This is a genomic window from Enterobacter cloacae complex sp. ECL414, from assembly GCF_021869685.1.
Lineage (GTDB): Bacteria > Pseudomonadota > Gammaproteobacteria > Enterobacterales > Enterobacteriaceae > Enterobacter > Enterobacter kobei.
Window position 1 is genome coordinate 4,178,672 of sequence record NZ_CP091481.1, and the last position, 13,649, is coordinate 4,192,320.

General features: G+C 56.7%; 15 protein-coding genes. 9 read left to right on the forward strand and 6 right to left on the reverse strand.

Annotated features, from left to right (window positions below; genetic code table 11):
* Window positions 1-65 precede the first annotated feature (65 nt).
* From malX to L3068_RS20105, 3 genes are read left to right on the forward strand one after another with little or no spacing between them, the layout of a single operon-like run.
* Complete coding sequence (gene malX, locus L3068_RS20095; RefSeq protein ID WP_117581465.1) at window positions 66-1,637, forward strand: maltose/glucose-specific PTS transporter subunit IIBC; 1,572 nt, start codon at window positions 66-68, stop codon at window positions 1,635-1,637.
* 12 nt (window positions 1,638-1,649) lie between these two features.
* The gene (locus L3068_RS20100; protein ID WP_023331383.1) at window positions 1,650-2,822 is read left to right on the forward strand and encodes a MalY/PatB family protein; all 1,173 of its coding nucleotides are present in this window, start codon (window positions 1,650-1,652) and stop codon (window positions 2,820-2,822) included.
* Window positions 2,823-2,837: 15 nt separating this feature from the next.
* Complete coding sequence (locus L3068_RS20105) at window positions 2,838-4,727, forward strand: alpha-galactosidase (RefSeq protein ID WP_023331384.1); 1,890 nt, start codon at window positions 2,838-2,840, stop codon at window positions 4,725-4,727.
* 64 nt (window positions 4,728-4,791) lie between these two features.
* Here the strand turns inward: L3068_RS20105 and rsmI are convergent, their stop codons facing one another.
* The gene (rsmI, locus tag L3068_RS20110) at window positions 4,792-5,655 is read right to left on the reverse strand and encodes a 16S rRNA (cytidine(1402)-2'-O)-methyltransferase (RefSeq protein WP_014885356.1); all 864 of its coding nucleotides are present in this window, start codon (window positions 5,653-5,655) and stop codon (window positions 4,792-4,794) included.
* Window positions 5,656-5,717: 62 nt separating this feature from the next.
* Between rsmI and L3068_RS20115 the strand changes: the two genes are divergently transcribed.
* Genes L3068_RS20115 through dolP form a run of 4 tightly spaced genes read left to right on the forward strand, consistent with a single transcriptional unit; the run spans window position 5,718 to window position 9,418 of the window.
* On the forward strand, window positions 5,718-7,868 hold the full coding sequence (locus L3068_RS20115; RefSeq protein WP_117581469.1) for a penicillin-binding protein activator: 2,151 nt from the start codon (window positions 5,718-5,720) through the stop codon (window positions 7,866-7,868).
* A complete protein-coding gene (locus tag L3068_RS20120; protein ID WP_045268605.1) occupies window positions 7,826-8,221 on the forward strand; it encodes a YraN family protein in 396 nt (131 codons plus the stop codon). Before L3068_RS20115 ends, L3068_RS20120 begins: the two co-directional genes overlap by 43 nt.
* A 21-nt stretch (window positions 8,222-8,242) precedes the next feature.
* Window positions 8,243-8,833 carry a DnaA initiator-associating protein DiaA gene (diaA, locus tag L3068_RS20125; protein WP_003861754.1) on the forward strand — a complete coding sequence of 197 codons (591 nt, stop codon included), beginning with the start codon at window positions 8,243-8,245 and terminating at the stop codon, window positions 8,831-8,833.
* Window positions 8,834-8,842: 9 nt separating this feature from the next.
* The gene (gene dolP, locus L3068_RS20130; RefSeq protein ID WP_014171764.1) at window positions 8,843-9,418 is read left to right on the forward strand and encodes a division/outer membrane stress-associated lipid-binding lipoprotein; all 576 of its coding nucleotides are present in this window, start codon (window positions 8,843-8,845) and stop codon (window positions 9,416-9,418) included.
* 53 nt (window positions 9,419-9,471) lie between these two features.
* Here dolP and L3068_RS20135 read toward each other — a convergent pair whose 3' ends face one another.
* A complete protein-coding gene (locus L3068_RS20135) occupies window positions 9,472-10,509 on the reverse strand; it encodes a permease (RefSeq protein ID WP_014885359.1) in 1,038 nt (345 codons plus the stop codon).
* A 40-nt stretch (window positions 10,510-10,549) separates the two neighbouring features.
* Window positions 10,550-11,194: an NAD(P)H-binding protein gene (locus tag L3068_RS20140; RefSeq protein ID WP_014885360.1), complete on the reverse strand. Its 645-nt coding sequence runs from the start codon at window positions 11,192-11,194 to the stop codon at window positions 10,550-10,552.
* Between the two features lie 128 nt (window positions 11,195-11,322).
* Between L3068_RS20140 and L3068_RS20145 the strand changes: the two genes are divergently transcribed.
* A complete protein-coding gene (locus L3068_RS20145; RefSeq protein WP_014885361.1) occupies window positions 11,323-11,841 on the forward strand; it encodes a type 1 glutamine amidotransferase domain-containing protein in 519 nt (172 codons plus the stop codon).
* On the opposite strand, the gene L3068_RS20150 is transcribed toward L3068_RS20145, so the two are convergent.
* The gene (locus tag L3068_RS20150; RefSeq protein WP_117581471.1) at window positions 11,821-12,255 is read right to left on the reverse strand and encodes a YhbP family protein; all 435 of its coding nucleotides are present in this window, start codon (window positions 12,253-12,255) and stop codon (window positions 11,821-11,823) included. The two genes, L3068_RS20145 and L3068_RS20150, sit on opposite strands and share 21 nt — an antisense overlap.
* Before the next feature lie 14 nt (window positions 12,256-12,269).
* Between L3068_RS20150 and L3068_RS20155 the strand changes: the two genes are divergently transcribed.
* Window positions 12,270-12,599, forward strand: coding sequence for a GIY-YIG nuclease family protein (locus L3068_RS20155; RefSeq protein WP_023331388.1), 330 nt, complete (start codon window positions 12,270-12,272; stop codon window positions 12,597-12,599).
* On the opposite strand, the gene L3068_RS20160 is transcribed toward L3068_RS20155, so the two are convergent.
* The gene (locus L3068_RS20160) at window positions 12,586-13,089 is read right to left on the reverse strand and encodes a GNAT family N-acetyltransferase (RefSeq protein ID WP_014885364.1); all 504 of its coding nucleotides are present in this window, start codon (window positions 13,087-13,089) and stop codon (window positions 12,586-12,588) included. The two genes, L3068_RS20155 and L3068_RS20160, sit on opposite strands and share 14 nt — an antisense overlap.
* Window positions 13,083-13,607 carry a ubiquinone anaerobic biosynthesis accessory factor UbiT gene (gene ubiT / locus L3068_RS20165; protein WP_014885365.1) on the reverse strand — a complete coding sequence of 175 codons (525 nt, stop codon included), beginning with the start codon at window positions 13,605-13,607 and terminating at the stop codon, window positions 13,083-13,085. The genes L3068_RS20160 and ubiT overlap by 7 nt, the downstream gene beginning before the upstream one ends.
* Window positions 13,608-13,649: the final 42 nt, after the last annotated feature.

A 13,649-nucleotide genomic window follows, 5' to 3' on the forward strand; every position in this document is an offset into this window, starting at 1 on the left:
TATGAAGGCGCGTCCTTAAGCCGGACAGCGCCTTCCATTATCCTAAAAATCCGAGGAGTCCCTACATGACACAGGAAAAGTCGTTTAAATCGAAAGCGTGGGAATTTTTCCAAAGCCTGGGAAAGACGTTTATGTTCCCCGTCTCTCTGCTGGCCTTTATGGGGTTGCTGCTGGGTATCGGTAGCTCCGTCACCAGCCCTTCCACTATTAAAAGCTTTCCCTTTCTGGGCGGCGAGTTAACGCAGCTGACCTTTGGCTTTATCGCCATGGTGGGCGGCTTCGCCTTTACCTATCTGCCGCTGATGTTTGCCATGGCTATCCCGATGGGCCTCGCCAAACGCAACAAGGCCGTGGGCGCCTTTGCCGGGTTCGTTGGCTATATGCTGATGAACATGAGCATCAACTACTACCTGACCGCCACCCACCAGCTTGCCGACGCCGCCACCATGAGACAGGTAGGACAATCGTTCGTGCTGGGGATCCAGACCCTGGAGATGGGCGTGCTGGGCGGCATCGTGGTGGGGGTAATCACTTACTTCCTGCACGAGCGTTTTCAGGACACGGTGCTGCATGACGCCTTTGCGTTCTTTAGCGGCATTCGTTTCGTGCCCATCATTACCGCACTCACGCTGTCGCTGGTCGGGCTGTTTATCCCGCTGTTGTGGGAATACGTGGCGCTGGGCATTGCCGGAATTGGCCATATCATTCAGAGCACCAGCGTTTTCGGACCGTTCCTGTACGGCGTAGGCGTGCTGCTGCTTAAACCCTTTGGTCTGCACCATATCCTGCTGGCGATGGTGCGCTTCACGCCGGCAGGCGGCATTGAGATGGTCAACGGCCATGAAGTGGCCGGCGCGCTGAATATCTTCTACGCCGAGCTGAAAGCCGGACTGCCGTTTAGCCCGCACGTTACCGCGTTTCTGTCACAAGGCTTTATGCCGACCTTTATCTTTGGCCTGCCTGCCGTGGCGTACGCCATCTACCGCACCGCGCGTCCGGAAAACCGCCCGGTAATTAAGGGGCTGCTGCTTTCCGGCGTGCTGGTTTCCGTCGTCACCGGTATTTCAGAACCGATTGAGTTTCTGTTCCTGTTTATCGCCCCCGCGCTTTACGCCTTCCATATCGTGATGTCGGGCCTGGCGCTGATGGTGATGGCCCTGCTGGGGGTCACCATCGGCAACACCGACGGCGGGATTTTGGATCTGCTGATCTTCGGCGTGATGCAGGGGATGTCGACCAAATGGTATCTGCTGTTCCCGGTCGGTATCGCCTGGTTTGCCATCTACTTCTTCGTCTTCCGCTGGTACATCCTCAAACACGATATCAAGACGCCGGGACGTGAAGTGGACGCGCAGGGTGCGCAGCAGGCCGTCGAAGCCAACACCCGCGCGGGTGGAAAATCGAAATACGATCACGGGCTTATCCTGCGCGCGCTCGGTGGCAAAGAGAACATCGAGTCGCTCGACAACTGCATCACCCGCTTGCGCCTGGTCGTGAAGGAGATGGGGCTTATCGATCAGCAGGAGCTGAAAGCGGCTGGCGCCCTGTCGGTGGTGGTGCTGGATGCTCACAGCGTTCAGGTGATCATCGGCCCGCAGGTGCAGAGCGTCAAAACCGGCATTGAAGCCTTAATCTAACAGGGGGTTGTTGTGTTTGATTTCGACAAAATCATCGAGCGTAAAAGCGATAAGTGCCGTAAATGGGACCATGCGTTTGTCTGCTCACGCTTTGGTGATGTCCCGCAGGGGTTTATCCCGCTGTGGATCGCAGACATGGACTTCACCTCGCCGCCGGCCGTTATTGAAGGCTTCCAGCGCATCGTGGAGCACGGCACCTTTGGCTATACCTGGAGCTTCGACGAATTTTACGACGCGGTGATGGCCTTCCAGCGCACGCGTCATCAGGTTGAGGTGGAGAAGTCGTGGCTCACCCTGACCTACGGCACCGTCTCCACGCTGCATTACACGGTCCAGGCGTTCTGCACGCCTGGCGATAGCGTGATGATGAACACGCCGGTCTACGATCCGTTTGCGATGGCGGCACAGCGCCAGGGCGTGCGGGTGCTTGCTAACCCGCTGTCCGTGAAGGAAAACCGCTATCAGCTGGATTTTAATCTGGTTGAAGATCAGCTCAAAACCCACCGTCCAAAACTGTGGTTCTTCTGCTCGCCGCATAACCCCTCGGGCAGGATCTGGCGCGCGGATGAGATACGTCAGGTCTCCGATCTCTGTAAACGCTACGGCACGATTCTGGTGGTCGATGAGGTTCACGCAGAGCACATTCTGAAAGGCACATTCGTCAGCTGTCTGACCTCGGGCTGTGCCGCACTGGACAACCTGATCGTGCTGACGTCGCCAAATAAAGCCTTCAACCTGGGCGGGCTGAAAACGTCCTACTCCATGATCCCGGACGATTCGCTGCGCCAGCGCTTCCGCCAGCAGCTTGAGAAGAACTCGATTACCTCACCCAATATGTTCGGCGTATGGGGGATTATTCTCGCCTACCAGCACGGCCTGCCGTGGCTCGACGCGCTCAACGACTATCTGCAAGGCAATGCCCGCTACCTTGCGGACGCTATTCAGACCCACTTCCCGGCGTGGAAAATGATGAACCCGGAATCGTCGTATCTGGCCTGGATAGACGTAAGCGCCGACGACCGCAGCGCCACAGAGTTGACCCAACATTTCGCCCAGCAGGCCGGTGTCGTGATTGAAGACGGCAGCCACTACGTGCAAAACGGCGAAAACTACCTGCGGATTAACTTCGGCACCCAGCGCTACTGGCTGGAGCAATCCATCAACCGAATGCTGAAGCATTTCTGATTAGGATCTTAACCGATGAAAAAAGTGCTCACTCTCTCGCTGCTGGCCCTGTTTGTTTCTCACGGTGCTCTGGCCACCAACTACGTGCTCAATAACGACAATATTGCTCTGTCATTTGATGACGCAAACTCAACGGTAGTGGTTAAGGACAATAAGGCTAACCATCCGCTCACGCCGCAGGAACTGTTCTTCCTGACGCTGCCGGACGAGACAAAAATCCACACCGCGGATTTCACCATTAAGCACGTCGAAAAGCAGGACAACGCTATTGTCGTCGACTTTACCCATCCGGACTTTAACGTAACGGTGAAGCTGAACCTGGTGAAGGGAAAATACTCCAGCATCGACTACACCGTTGCCGCAGTCGGCCAGCCGCGAGACGTGGCGAAAATTACCTTCTTCCCGACGAAAAAGCAGTCTCAGGCACCCTATGTTGACGGGGCGATCAACAGCTCGCCGATCGTTGCTGATTCGTTCTTTATTTTGCCGGACAAGCCCATCGTTAACACTTACGCCTATGAAGCGACCACCAATCTCAACGTAGAACTGAAAACGCCGATCCAGCCAGAGTCGCCGGTCAGCTTTACCACCTGGTTCGGCACCTTCCCGGAAATCAGCCAGCTGCGCCGCAGCGTGAACCAGTTTATTGATGCCGTGCGTCCGCGACCGTACAAGCCTTATCTGCACTACAACAGCTGGATGGATATCGGCTTTTTCAATCCGTACACCGAGCAGGATGTTCTGGGGCGGATGGACGAGTGGAATAAGGAGTTCATTACCGGACGCGGCGTGGCGCTGGACGCCTTCCTGCTGGACGACGGCTGGGACGACCTTACCGGGCGCTGGCTATTTGGCCCGGCATTCAGCGACGGTTTTGGCAAGGTTCGGGAAAAAGCCGACAGCCTGCACAGCTCGGTCGGACTGTGGCTCTCGCCGTGGGGAGGCTACAACAAGCCTCGCGACGTTCGCGTCTCGCATGCAAAAGAGTATGGGTTTGAAACCGTCGACGGGAAGCTGGCCCTGTCAGGACCGAACTACTTTAAGAACTTCAATGAGCAGATCGTTAAGCTTATCAAAAACGAACGCATTACCTCATTCAAGCTGGACGGGATGGGTAATGCCAACGCGCATATCCAGGGCAGCCCGTTTGCCTCGGATTTTGACGCCTCTATCGCTCTGCTACATAACATGCGCAGCGCCAACCCAAATCTGTTTATCAACCTGACGACCGGCACCAACGCCAGCCCATCCTGGCTGTTCTACGCCGACTCGATCTGGCGCCAGGGCGATGACATTAACCTGTACGGGCCCGGCACGCCGGTACAGCAGTGGATGACCTACCGCGATGCCGAAACGTACCGCTCCATTGTGCGCAAAGGCCCGCTGTTCCCGCTGAACTCGCTGATGTACCACGGGATCGTCAGCGCGGAAAACGCCTATTACGGGCTGGAGAAAGTACAAACGGACAGCGATTTTGCCGATCAGGTCTGGAGCTACTTCGCGACCGGCACGCAGCTGCAGGAGCTGTATATCACTCCTTCAATGCTGAACAAGGCGAAGTGGGATACCCTTGCGCAGGCGGCAAAATGGTCGCGGGAAAACGCCAGCGTGCTGGTGGATACCCACTGGATAGGCGGAGACCCGACGGCGCTTCAGGTTTACGGCTGGGCGTCATGGAATAAAGACAAAGCCATTCTTGGTTTGCGAAACCCGTCGGACAAGCCGCAAACCTACTATCTGGATTTAGCGAAAGATTTCGAAATCCCGACAGGAGAGGCAGCGCAGTTTAGTCTGAGAGCGGTATATGGCCGTAATGCAACCGTACCGGGACAATACAAAAACGCCGTGGTGATTACGCTACAACCGCTGGAAACGCTGGTGTTTGAGGCGGTGCCAGGAAAATAAAAAGTGTTCAGATCTGTAGGCCGGGTAAGGCGCAGCCGCCGCCCGGCAAAAAGACGGCTGGGGCTTACTCCCCCTGCTGCTCCAGCGCGTACTTATACAGGGCATTCTTCTTCACGCCGTGAATTTCCGCCGCCAGCGCAGCCGCTTTTTTAAGCGGCAATTCGGCCTGTAGCAATGCCAGCGTGCGCAGCGCATCGGCTGGCAGGGCATCCTCTTCTGCTTTATGCCCTTCGACAATCAGCACCATCTCACCTTTGCGGCGGTTTTCGTCTTCCTTCACCCACGCCAGCAGTTCACCCACCGGTGCGCCGTGAATGGTTTCCCAGGTTTTGGTCAGCTCGCGCGCCAGCACGACGTAGCGGGACTCACCCCAGACGGTCACCATATCGTCCAGGCTTTCCAGCAGGCGGTGGGTGGATTCATAGAAAATCAGGGTGCGCGGTTCCGCTTCCAGGTCTTTTAAGACGTCGCGACGGCCTTTGGATTTGGCGGGCAGAAAACCTTCATAGCAGAAACGGTCAGACGGCAGACCTGCGGCGCTTAACGCAGCAATCGCGGCGCACGGTCCCGGCAGGGGCACAACGCGAATGCCGGCTTCACGGCAAGTACGCACCAGATGGTAGCCGGGGTCGTTAATCAGCGGCGTTCCCGCGTCGGAGACCAGCGCAATGTTCTGCCCCTCCTTGAGCTTCGCCACCAGCGTGTCGGCTTTTTGTTGCTCATTGTGATCGTGCAGGGCAAACAAACGGGCGTTAATCGCGAAATGCTGCAGCAGTAAACCGGTATGACGAGTGTCCTCAGCCGCAATTAAATCAACGGCTTGCAATACAGTGAGTGCACGTTGGGTAATATCAGACAAATTCCCGATAGGAGTAGGTACAATATAAAGCTGGCCTTGAGAATTATCTGCCGTTTCGTGTTGTTTCATTGTTTCGTCCGTATTGCCGATTTAATATTGAGCATTGCGTAAAAAAAATCACTGGATACAGTATGGTACCGTTAACGTTTTTTCGAAAAAAAGCCACGCGCAGCGTGCCGCTTCTGCTGGCAGCCCTGATCTTTGCAGGCTGCGGCACCCAGGCACCTGACCAGAGCACCGCCCATCTTGAGGGTTCCGCTCAGGCTGATTCTGGCTTTTATCTGCAACAAATGTCGCAGAGTTCAAATGATACCAGGATCAACTGGCAATTACTCGCCATTCGTGCACTGCTGAAAGAGGGAAAAACCCAGCAGGCTGCAGAGCTGTTCGGCCAGCTGCCGAAAGATCTTAACGATACCCAGCGTCTTGAGCAGAGCCTGCTCTCTGCCGAGCTGAAGGTCGCGCAGAAAGAGTATGACGGCGCGAAAAAGATCCTGGGTAGCATCGACCTGAGCGCGCTGGATAAAAACCAGCAGGCACGCTTCTGGCAGGCGGGTATCACCGCTGAACAGGGGCGTCCTTCCCTGACGCTGCTCCGCGCGCTTATCGCTCAGGAACCGCTGCTTGCCGGTGCCGACAAGCAGAAAAATATTGATGCCACCTGGCAGGCTCTTGCCGCCATGACCCCGGATCAGGCAAAGGCGCTGGTCATCAACGCGGATGAGAACGTGCTGCAGGGCTGGCTTGATCTCCAACAGATGTGGTTTAACAACCGCACCGACCCTAAGATGCTGAAGGCCGGTATTACCGACTGGCAGACTCGCTACCCGCAAAACCCGGGCGCCAAAATGCTGCCAACCCAGCTGGTGAACGTGCAGAACTTTAAGCCAGCATCGACCAGCAAAATTGCACTGCTTCTGCCGCTGAATGGTCAGGCGGCGGTGTTTGGCCGTACGATTCAACAGGGCTTTGAAGCGGCGAAAAACGGCACCATGCCGGTGACGGGCAGCGCGGTGCCGGTGCAGGCAGCACAGGCGGCCAACGTGAACGATGTTGTCAGCCCTTCCGCCGCCGAGACCAGCGATCTCACCACGGCGCAAACCCCGGCGCAAGGCACGATGCAAAACCCGGTGACCGCACCGACGACGCCTCCGCCTGCTGCAGAACCAGCAACACAGGCGCCAGTGGAGACACCTGCTTCTCCTGCAGTGCCTGAGGCAACAGCAGAACAAACTCAACAACAGCCAGCACAACCAACCACTCCACCTGCCGCGCAGCCGCAGGCCGTGGCGACCACCAGCGCTAATCCTGGCACCGAACTGAAAATTTACGACACCAGTTCGCAGCCGCTTGACCAGGTACTGGCTCAGGTGCAACAGGACGGGGCGAGCATCGTTGTCGGTCCGCTGTTGAAAAACAACGTGGAAGAGCTGATGAAGAGCAATACCACGCTAAACGTGCTGGCGCTCAACCAGCCGGAGCAGGTTCAGAACCGGGCCAATATTTGCTACTTCGCGCTCTCTCCGGAAGACGAAGCTCGCGATGCGGCACGTCATATCCACGAGCAGGGTAAACAGGCTCCACTGTTGCTCATCCCGCGCAGTACGCTGGGCGATCGCGTAGCGAATGCCTTCGCCGATGAGTGGCAGAAGCTGGGCGGCGGTATCGTGCTGCAGCAGAAATTCGGTTCCGTCTCAGAACTGCGCGCGGGCGTAAACGGCGGAGCGGGTATCGCGCTTAATGGCAGCCCGGTGACCGCCAGCCTGCCACAGCAGCAGGGCGTGACCATTGGTGGGCTGACCATCCCTGCCCCACCTACCGACGCGCAGATCGGCGGCGGTGGAAAAGTGGATGCGGCTTATATCGTTGCCACACCGCAAGAGATCGCCTTTATCAAACCGATGATTGCGATGCGTAACGGCAGCCAGAGCGGCGCAACGCTCTATGCCAGTTCCCGCAGCGCGCAAGGCACCGCTGGCCCCGATTTCCGTCTGGAAATGGACGGCCTGCAGTACAGTGAAATTCCGATGCTCGCGGGCAGCAACCCGGCGCTGATGCAGCAGGCGCTGAGCAGCGTACGTAACGACTACTCACTGGCGCGTCTGTATGCCATGGGAGTCGATGCATGGGCGCTGGCGAACCACTTTACCCAGATGCGTCAGGTACCGGGCTTTGAGCTTAACGGCAACACCGGCGATCTGACCGCGACGCAGGACTGCGTGATCAACAGGAAGTTATCATGGCTCAAATACCAGCAGGGACAAATCGTCCCGGCCAGTTAAGCAGTAAAGAGACCGGCGATGCGTGGGAGTTAAAAGCGCGTCGCTGGCTTGAAGGCAAAGGACTGCATTTTATCGCCGCTAACGTTCGCGGACGTGGCGGCGAAATTGATCTGATCATGAAAGAGGGTCAGGTGATTGTGTTTGTAGAAGTCCGCTTTCGACAGTCTTCCCGTTTTGGCGGTGCTGCCGCCAGCGTGACGCTCGCCAAACAACATAAATTATTACAGACTGCCCACTTGTGGCTTGCCCGCCATAATGGGAGTTTTGATACTGTGGATTGCCGGTTCGATGTGATAGCCTTCACCGGAAATGAGATCGAATGGCTTAAAAACGCTTTTGGCGAAGACGCATAATTACGATTTAAAAGGGATAACGTGCTCGAAAGAATTAAAGTGTGCTTCACAGAAAGCATCCAGACTCAGATTGCCGCGGCGGAAGCCCTTCCGGACGCGATCTCTCGTGCTGCAATGACGCTGGTGCAATCCCTGCTTAATGGCAACAAAATCCTCTGTTGTGGCAACGGTACCTCAGCCGCCAACGCACAGCATTTTGCTGCCAGCATGATTAATCGTTTTGAAACCGAACGCCCGAGTTTACCTGCCATTGCACTTAATACCGATAATGTGGTCTTAACAGCGATTGCTAACGATCGTCTGCATGACGAAATTTACGCAAAGCAGGTGCGCGCCCTGGGGCATGCCGGTGATGTGCTGCTGGCCATCTCCACGCGCGGCAACAGCCGGGACATTGTCAAAGCCGTTGAAGCCGCGGTCACCCGTGACATGACTATCGTCGCCTTAACCGGCTATGACGGTGGTGAACTGGCGGGTCTGCTGGGGCCGCAGGATGTGGAAATCCGCATTCCGTCTCACCGTAGCGCACGCATTCAGGAGATGCATATGCTCACGGTAAACTGCTTATGCGATTTGATCGATAACACGCTTTTCCCTCACCAGGATGATTAAGGAGTTTTTATGAAGGCTTTATCGACCCTCGCAGTCCTTATGTCTGCATTGCTGCTTCAGGGATGTATCGCTGCGGCTGTCGTGGGTACTGCCGCAGTAGGCACCAAAGCGGCGACCGATCCACGCTCTGTAGGAACGCAGGTGGATGACGGTACGCTGGAGCTGCGCGTCAACAGTGCGCTGTCGAAAGACGAACAAATTAAGAAAGAAGCGCGTATCAACGTGACGGCTTATCAGGGCAAAGTCCTGCTGACGGGTCAGTCACCGAATACCGAACTCTCCAGCCGCGCGAAACAGATCGCCATGGGCGTTGAGGGCACTACGGAAGTCTTCAATGAAATCCGTCAGGGCCAGCCAATCAGCCTGGGTACGGCGTCGTCTGACACCTGGATCACCACAAAAGTCCGTTCCCAGCTGCTGGGTTCAGATCAGGTGAAATCCTCAAACGTAAAAGTGACGACCGAAAACGGTGAAGTGTTCCTGCTGGGTCTGGTTACCGACCGTGAAGGGAAAGCGGCAGCGGATATCGCCAGCCGGGTCAGCGGCGTGAAGCACGTCACCACCGCGTTTACTTACATCAAATAAAAAAAACCTCACTGTAGGCCCGGTAAGCGTAGCGCCACCGGGCTTTTTTTTTTTCACAGAAGCGCAATGCTTCCCACCAGCACCCCACTTAACGCTACCAGCCCCGCTGTCAGCCACAGCGCTTTTGCCGGGAAAGACTTACGCAGCATGACAAGCGACGGCAAACTAATGGCCGGCAAGGTGATAAGCAGCGCCAGCGCGGGCGCGGTGCCCATGCCAGCCAGCATCATGGTCTGAACAATCGGAATTTCAGCCGCCGTTGGGATCACAAACAGGCAGCCAGCAACGGCCATTGCAATCACCCACATCAGCGTGTTATCAATCGCGCCATCCGCATGCGGGAACAGCCAGACGCGCGCCGCGCCGAGCACCAGAACCGCCAGGATATAAACCGGAATGGTGCTCCAGAAAAGTTGCCACAGCGCTTTACCCCAGCGGGCAAAGAAACCGCCCTGCGGCTCGCTGATGTCCAGCTCAACAGAAGCGGGCTCTGGCGCTTTCTCTTTCACCAGATTTTGCACCAGCGTCGCCACCACCAGCACCGTCAGCAGCCCGGCAACCAGGCGGATAGCCGCAAAATGCCAGCCGAGCACAAAGCCCATAAACACCAGCGTTGCCGGGTTGAGCAGCGGGTTGCCCATCCAGAACGCCAGCGCACCGCCCATCGAGACACGCTGACGGCGCATTCCTGCGGCCACAGGGGCTGCACAGCATGAACACATCATGCCCGGCAGAGAGAAAATCGTCCCCAGCAGGGTGCCCTGAAAGCGTGGCTGCCCGAGGGTTTTCACCAGCCAGTTTCGCGGAATAAGTACCTGAATCAGCGACCCCAACAAGACGCCTAATACCGCAGCTTTCCAGACAGCCAGGAAGTAGACCATGGCGTAATCCCACGCCGCCTTCAGCGGGCTGGCATCCGCCTGCGCGAGTATCGATTTACCAATGCTGTGCGTTTCAGCGGCGGTGAAGGCCTTGCCATAGTACGGCTGCCATTTCACATACCAGAGGCCAATGATGACCACGAGAAAGAAGAGTGCGGGCTTCCACCATTGGACAGGTGTCGCCGCCTGAGATGAAGACTGACCAGTCATACCATTCCCCGGAGAGTGTTATTGAATAAGCCGGAGAAGTTTACGCCTCGCCCTGCGCGATTTCACGCAGTTTTGCCGAAGGGATGATATTGACCCCTTCCTGCGACGGTGCCAGCGCCTCTTTCAGCATCGCCTGCGCGACATCCCGCGCCTCAATGGACTTCCAGTTACCCGGCAGGATGCGAAACAGCGGAGCGAAAACAGACTCGTTAAAGCGCCGTTCGTCGCGGTGCCCCATCAGCATGGAAGGCCGCACAATGGTCAGATATTCCCACTTCTGGGCAATCAGCGCCTCTTCCATCTTGCCCTTCACCTGGTTGTAAAAAAACGGCGAGCCGGTGCTCGCGCCGTGCGAACTGACCACCAGAAAATGCTTTGCCCCCAATTTTTTCGCCGTCAGTGCGGTATCCACCACCAGCGTGTAATCCGCATGGACAAAGGCTTCTTTACTGCCCGCCTCACGCCGCGTCGTACCGAGGCAGCAAAAGGCGATATCAATCGGGTCCTGCACCTGCGCCAGCGCGTCGGTGAGCTGCGGGTCGTGCGGGTTAAAGACGCCGGAGATATCCAGCAGCGGGCGACGCGTCGGTGCGGCGATATAGTTAATATGGCGATCCTGGATCAGCAGCCGCAGCAGATGCCCGCCGACCAGCCCGGTTGCGCCCGTAATCAGTACCTGGCTCATCGTATCCCCTTTACAGAATTGTCCGTTTGCGAACTCAGCGTGGTCGACCACACTTAGAAGTCTGTTACAGGTAAGTATTTACCACAAGCGGAGAAAAATCAGTCTGAAGCCAAAACAACGGAGGAAGCATGGGCAAGAAAATCGCAGTCTTGATTACCGACGAGTTTGAAGATTCAGAATTCACCTCTCCTGCAGAGGCATTCCGCAAGGCGGGACATGAGGTCATTACCATTGAGAAAGAAGCGGGCAAAACGGTGAAAGGCCATAAGGGCGAAGCCAGCGTGACCATCGACGAAACCATCGATAACGTCAGCCCGTCTGATTTCGACGCCCTGCTGTTACCCGGCGGCCATTCACCGGATTCACTGCGCGGGGACGAGCGTTTCGTCACTTTCACACGTGACTTTGTCGCTACCGGAAAACCGGTCTTTGCTATCTGTCACGGCCCGCAGCTGCTGATCAGCGCCGACGTGGTCCGCGGACGTAAGCTGACGGCGGTGAAACCGATCGTGATCGATCTGAAAAATGCGGGGGCTGAGTTTTACGATCAGGAAGTGGTCAACGACAAAGACCAGTTGATCACCAGCCGGACCCCGGACGATCTTCCGGCGTTTAACCGGGAAGCGCTACGCCTGCTCGGCGCGTAGCCAGTGAAGCTTCTTGCCAAAGCCCAGCGTGTTGTCGGTAAATTTCAGCTCATCGAGGCGGATTTCCCACACCGGGGCTTTTAGCGCAGCGGCAACCGGGAAGCGGCGCGTGTAGTGCTTACGGCGCGCGTCGCTCTCTTCTCCCTCCAGCCGACGGATCTCTCCTTTGAACTGCACGCCACGGATCAGCGCGACCGTTTTGGGCTGGCCATTTACCGTACCCGCCACCTTCGCCTGCTGGCCGGTCATTTGCGCATGCCGCGTTTTGTCTTCGCTCATGACATAGAAGGCTACACGCTCGGGATCGTAGTAATAAAAGGCGTTCGCGCACCACATCTCTGCGTCTTTACAGACGCACCAGGTGACGACATGCTGCTTCGCCAGCCAGCGGTTAATGGCTGCCAGTGTTTCCATTTTCGCTCTCTCTCATGCTATGGTGCGTTCACCTTAACATACTGAATCTGTTTACCGTGTGCTGGTTTCTCTATCTCGTCCGAACCGCTGATAACGCACTCTACACCGGGATCACTACCGATGTGGCGCGGCGTTTTTTACAACATCAAACGGGGAAAGGGGCAAAAGCGCTGCGGGGGAAAGGTGAACTTCAGCTGGCTTTTTACGCCGCCGTCGGCGACAGGTCGCTGGCGCTCAGGCTGGAATACCGAATTAAACAGCTGACGAAGCGCCAGAAAGAGCGCCTCGTTACCGGAGACGGCTCATTTGAGGCGCTACGCGAAAGCCTGCTCAGAAACGATTGAAGTGATCGTGGTAATCAACCAGGCCACTCACACCGTTCAGGGCATCATCCGCCAGGCGATGTACCTGGAAGGCAGATTCGGTACCCGGCCAGCGGCAGCGCAGATCGTAATGCGCGGCCTGCTCGAAGCCTAAGCGGCCATAAAATGCCGGATCGCCCAGCGTGACCACGGCGGCATAGCCAAACTCATTCAGCGAGTCCAGCCCTTCATACACCAGCTGGCGCGCCAGGCCCTGGCCGCGATAGTTCTCATCGACCGCCAGCGGTGCCATGCCTACCCACTGCAGATCTTCGCCCTGAACAATTACCGGGCTGAAGGCAACATAGCCAACAACCTGACCTTCGTCATCGGTGGCTACCAGCCCTAAAGTAATCAGGCCGTCTTCACGGAGATCGTGGACCAGTTGGGCCTCCGCATCGCTCTCAAAAGCGCGGCGTAACAACGCATCGATACCCGGTGCATCAATCCCAATTTCGACTCGAATCAGCATGGCTCACCTACTGAAGTGTGTTTACTGTCAGGCGGGGTTTTCAGCCCAGCCTCAACGAAATCTGCCATTTGCATCAGCATCACGCGCAGCGCTTTCGGCATCTGCTCCAGCTCAATGGCATCCATTAAATTTTTCACGTACAGACCCAGCTCCGTATCGCCTTCAATGACCAGACGGCGCTGGAAGAATAACGTATCCGGATCCTGTTTACGCGCGGCGATCATCAGCAGATCGCTGGCACTGGCGCTAAAGCTCACATCCGCCTCGGCGGACTCACGCACAATGAGTTGATCATTCTCAACCGAGGTAAACCAGCGCAGCCCGATGTCACGCACCTCAATGCTCAGCCAGCGGCCTTCCAGAAACTCCAGCTCGCCGTCCTGCAGCGCCTGGCGGAATTGCCAGCTCAGGACCTGCTCGAGCACCTGACGTTTTAGCGCGAACGGCGCCAGTTTCACTGGCACGCTCAGCATTGATGGACCGAATTGTACGAGACGTGAACGCAGTTTATCCAGCACGAGCTTTACTCCCTGATAGCAATAGTCCCGCTATTTTGCCAT

What these genes read in the sequence shown, in the direction of transcription:
- malX (WP_117581465.1), top strand. Translation starts at nt 66, where the DNA reads ATGACACAGGAAAAGTCGTTTAAATCGAAAGCGTGGGAATTTTTCCAA.
- L3068_RS20105 (WP_023331384.1), top strand. Translation starts at nt 2,838, where the DNA reads ATGAAAAAAGTGCTCACTCTCTCGCTGCTGGCCCTGTTTGTTTCTCAC.
- rsmI (WP_014885356.1), bottom strand. Translation starts at nt 5,655, where the DNA reads ATGAAACAACACGAAACGGCAGATAATTCTCAAGGCCAGCTTTATATT.
- L3068_RS20115 (WP_117581469.1), top strand. Translation starts at nt 5,718, where the DNA reads ATGGTACCGTTAACGTTTTTTCGAAAAAAAGCCACGCGCAGCGTGCCG.
- L3068_RS20120 (WP_045268605.1), top strand. Translation starts at nt 7,826, where the DNA reads ATGGCTCAAATACCAGCAGGGACAAATCGTCCCGGCCAGTTAAGCAGT.
- dolP (WP_014171764.1), top strand. Translation starts at nt 8,843, where the DNA reads ATGAAGGCTTTATCGACCCTCGCAGTCCTTATGTCTGCATTGCTGCTT.
- L3068_RS20135 (WP_014885359.1), bottom strand. Translation starts at nt 10,509, where the DNA reads ATGACTGGTCAGTCTTCATCTCAGGCGGCGACACCTGTCCAATGGTGG.
- L3068_RS20140 (WP_014885360.1), bottom strand. Translation starts at nt 11,194, where the DNA reads ATGAGCCAGGTACTGATTACGGGCGCAACCGGGCTGGTCGGCGGGCAT.
- L3068_RS20145 (WP_014885361.1), top strand. Translation starts at nt 11,323, where the DNA reads ATGGGCAAGAAAATCGCAGTCTTGATTACCGACGAGTTTGAAGATTCA.
- L3068_RS20150 (WP_117581471.1), bottom strand. Translation starts at nt 12,255, where the DNA reads ATGGAAACACTGGCAGCCATTAACCGCTGGCTGGCGAAGCAGCATGTC.
- L3068_RS20155 (WP_023331388.1), top strand. Translation starts at nt 12,270, where the DNA reads ATGCTATGGTGCGTTCACCTTAACATACTGAATCTGTTTACCGTGTGC.
- L3068_RS20160 (WP_014885364.1), bottom strand. Translation starts at nt 13,089, where the DNA reads ATGCTGATTCGAGTCGAAATTGGGATTGATGCACCGGGTATCGATGCG.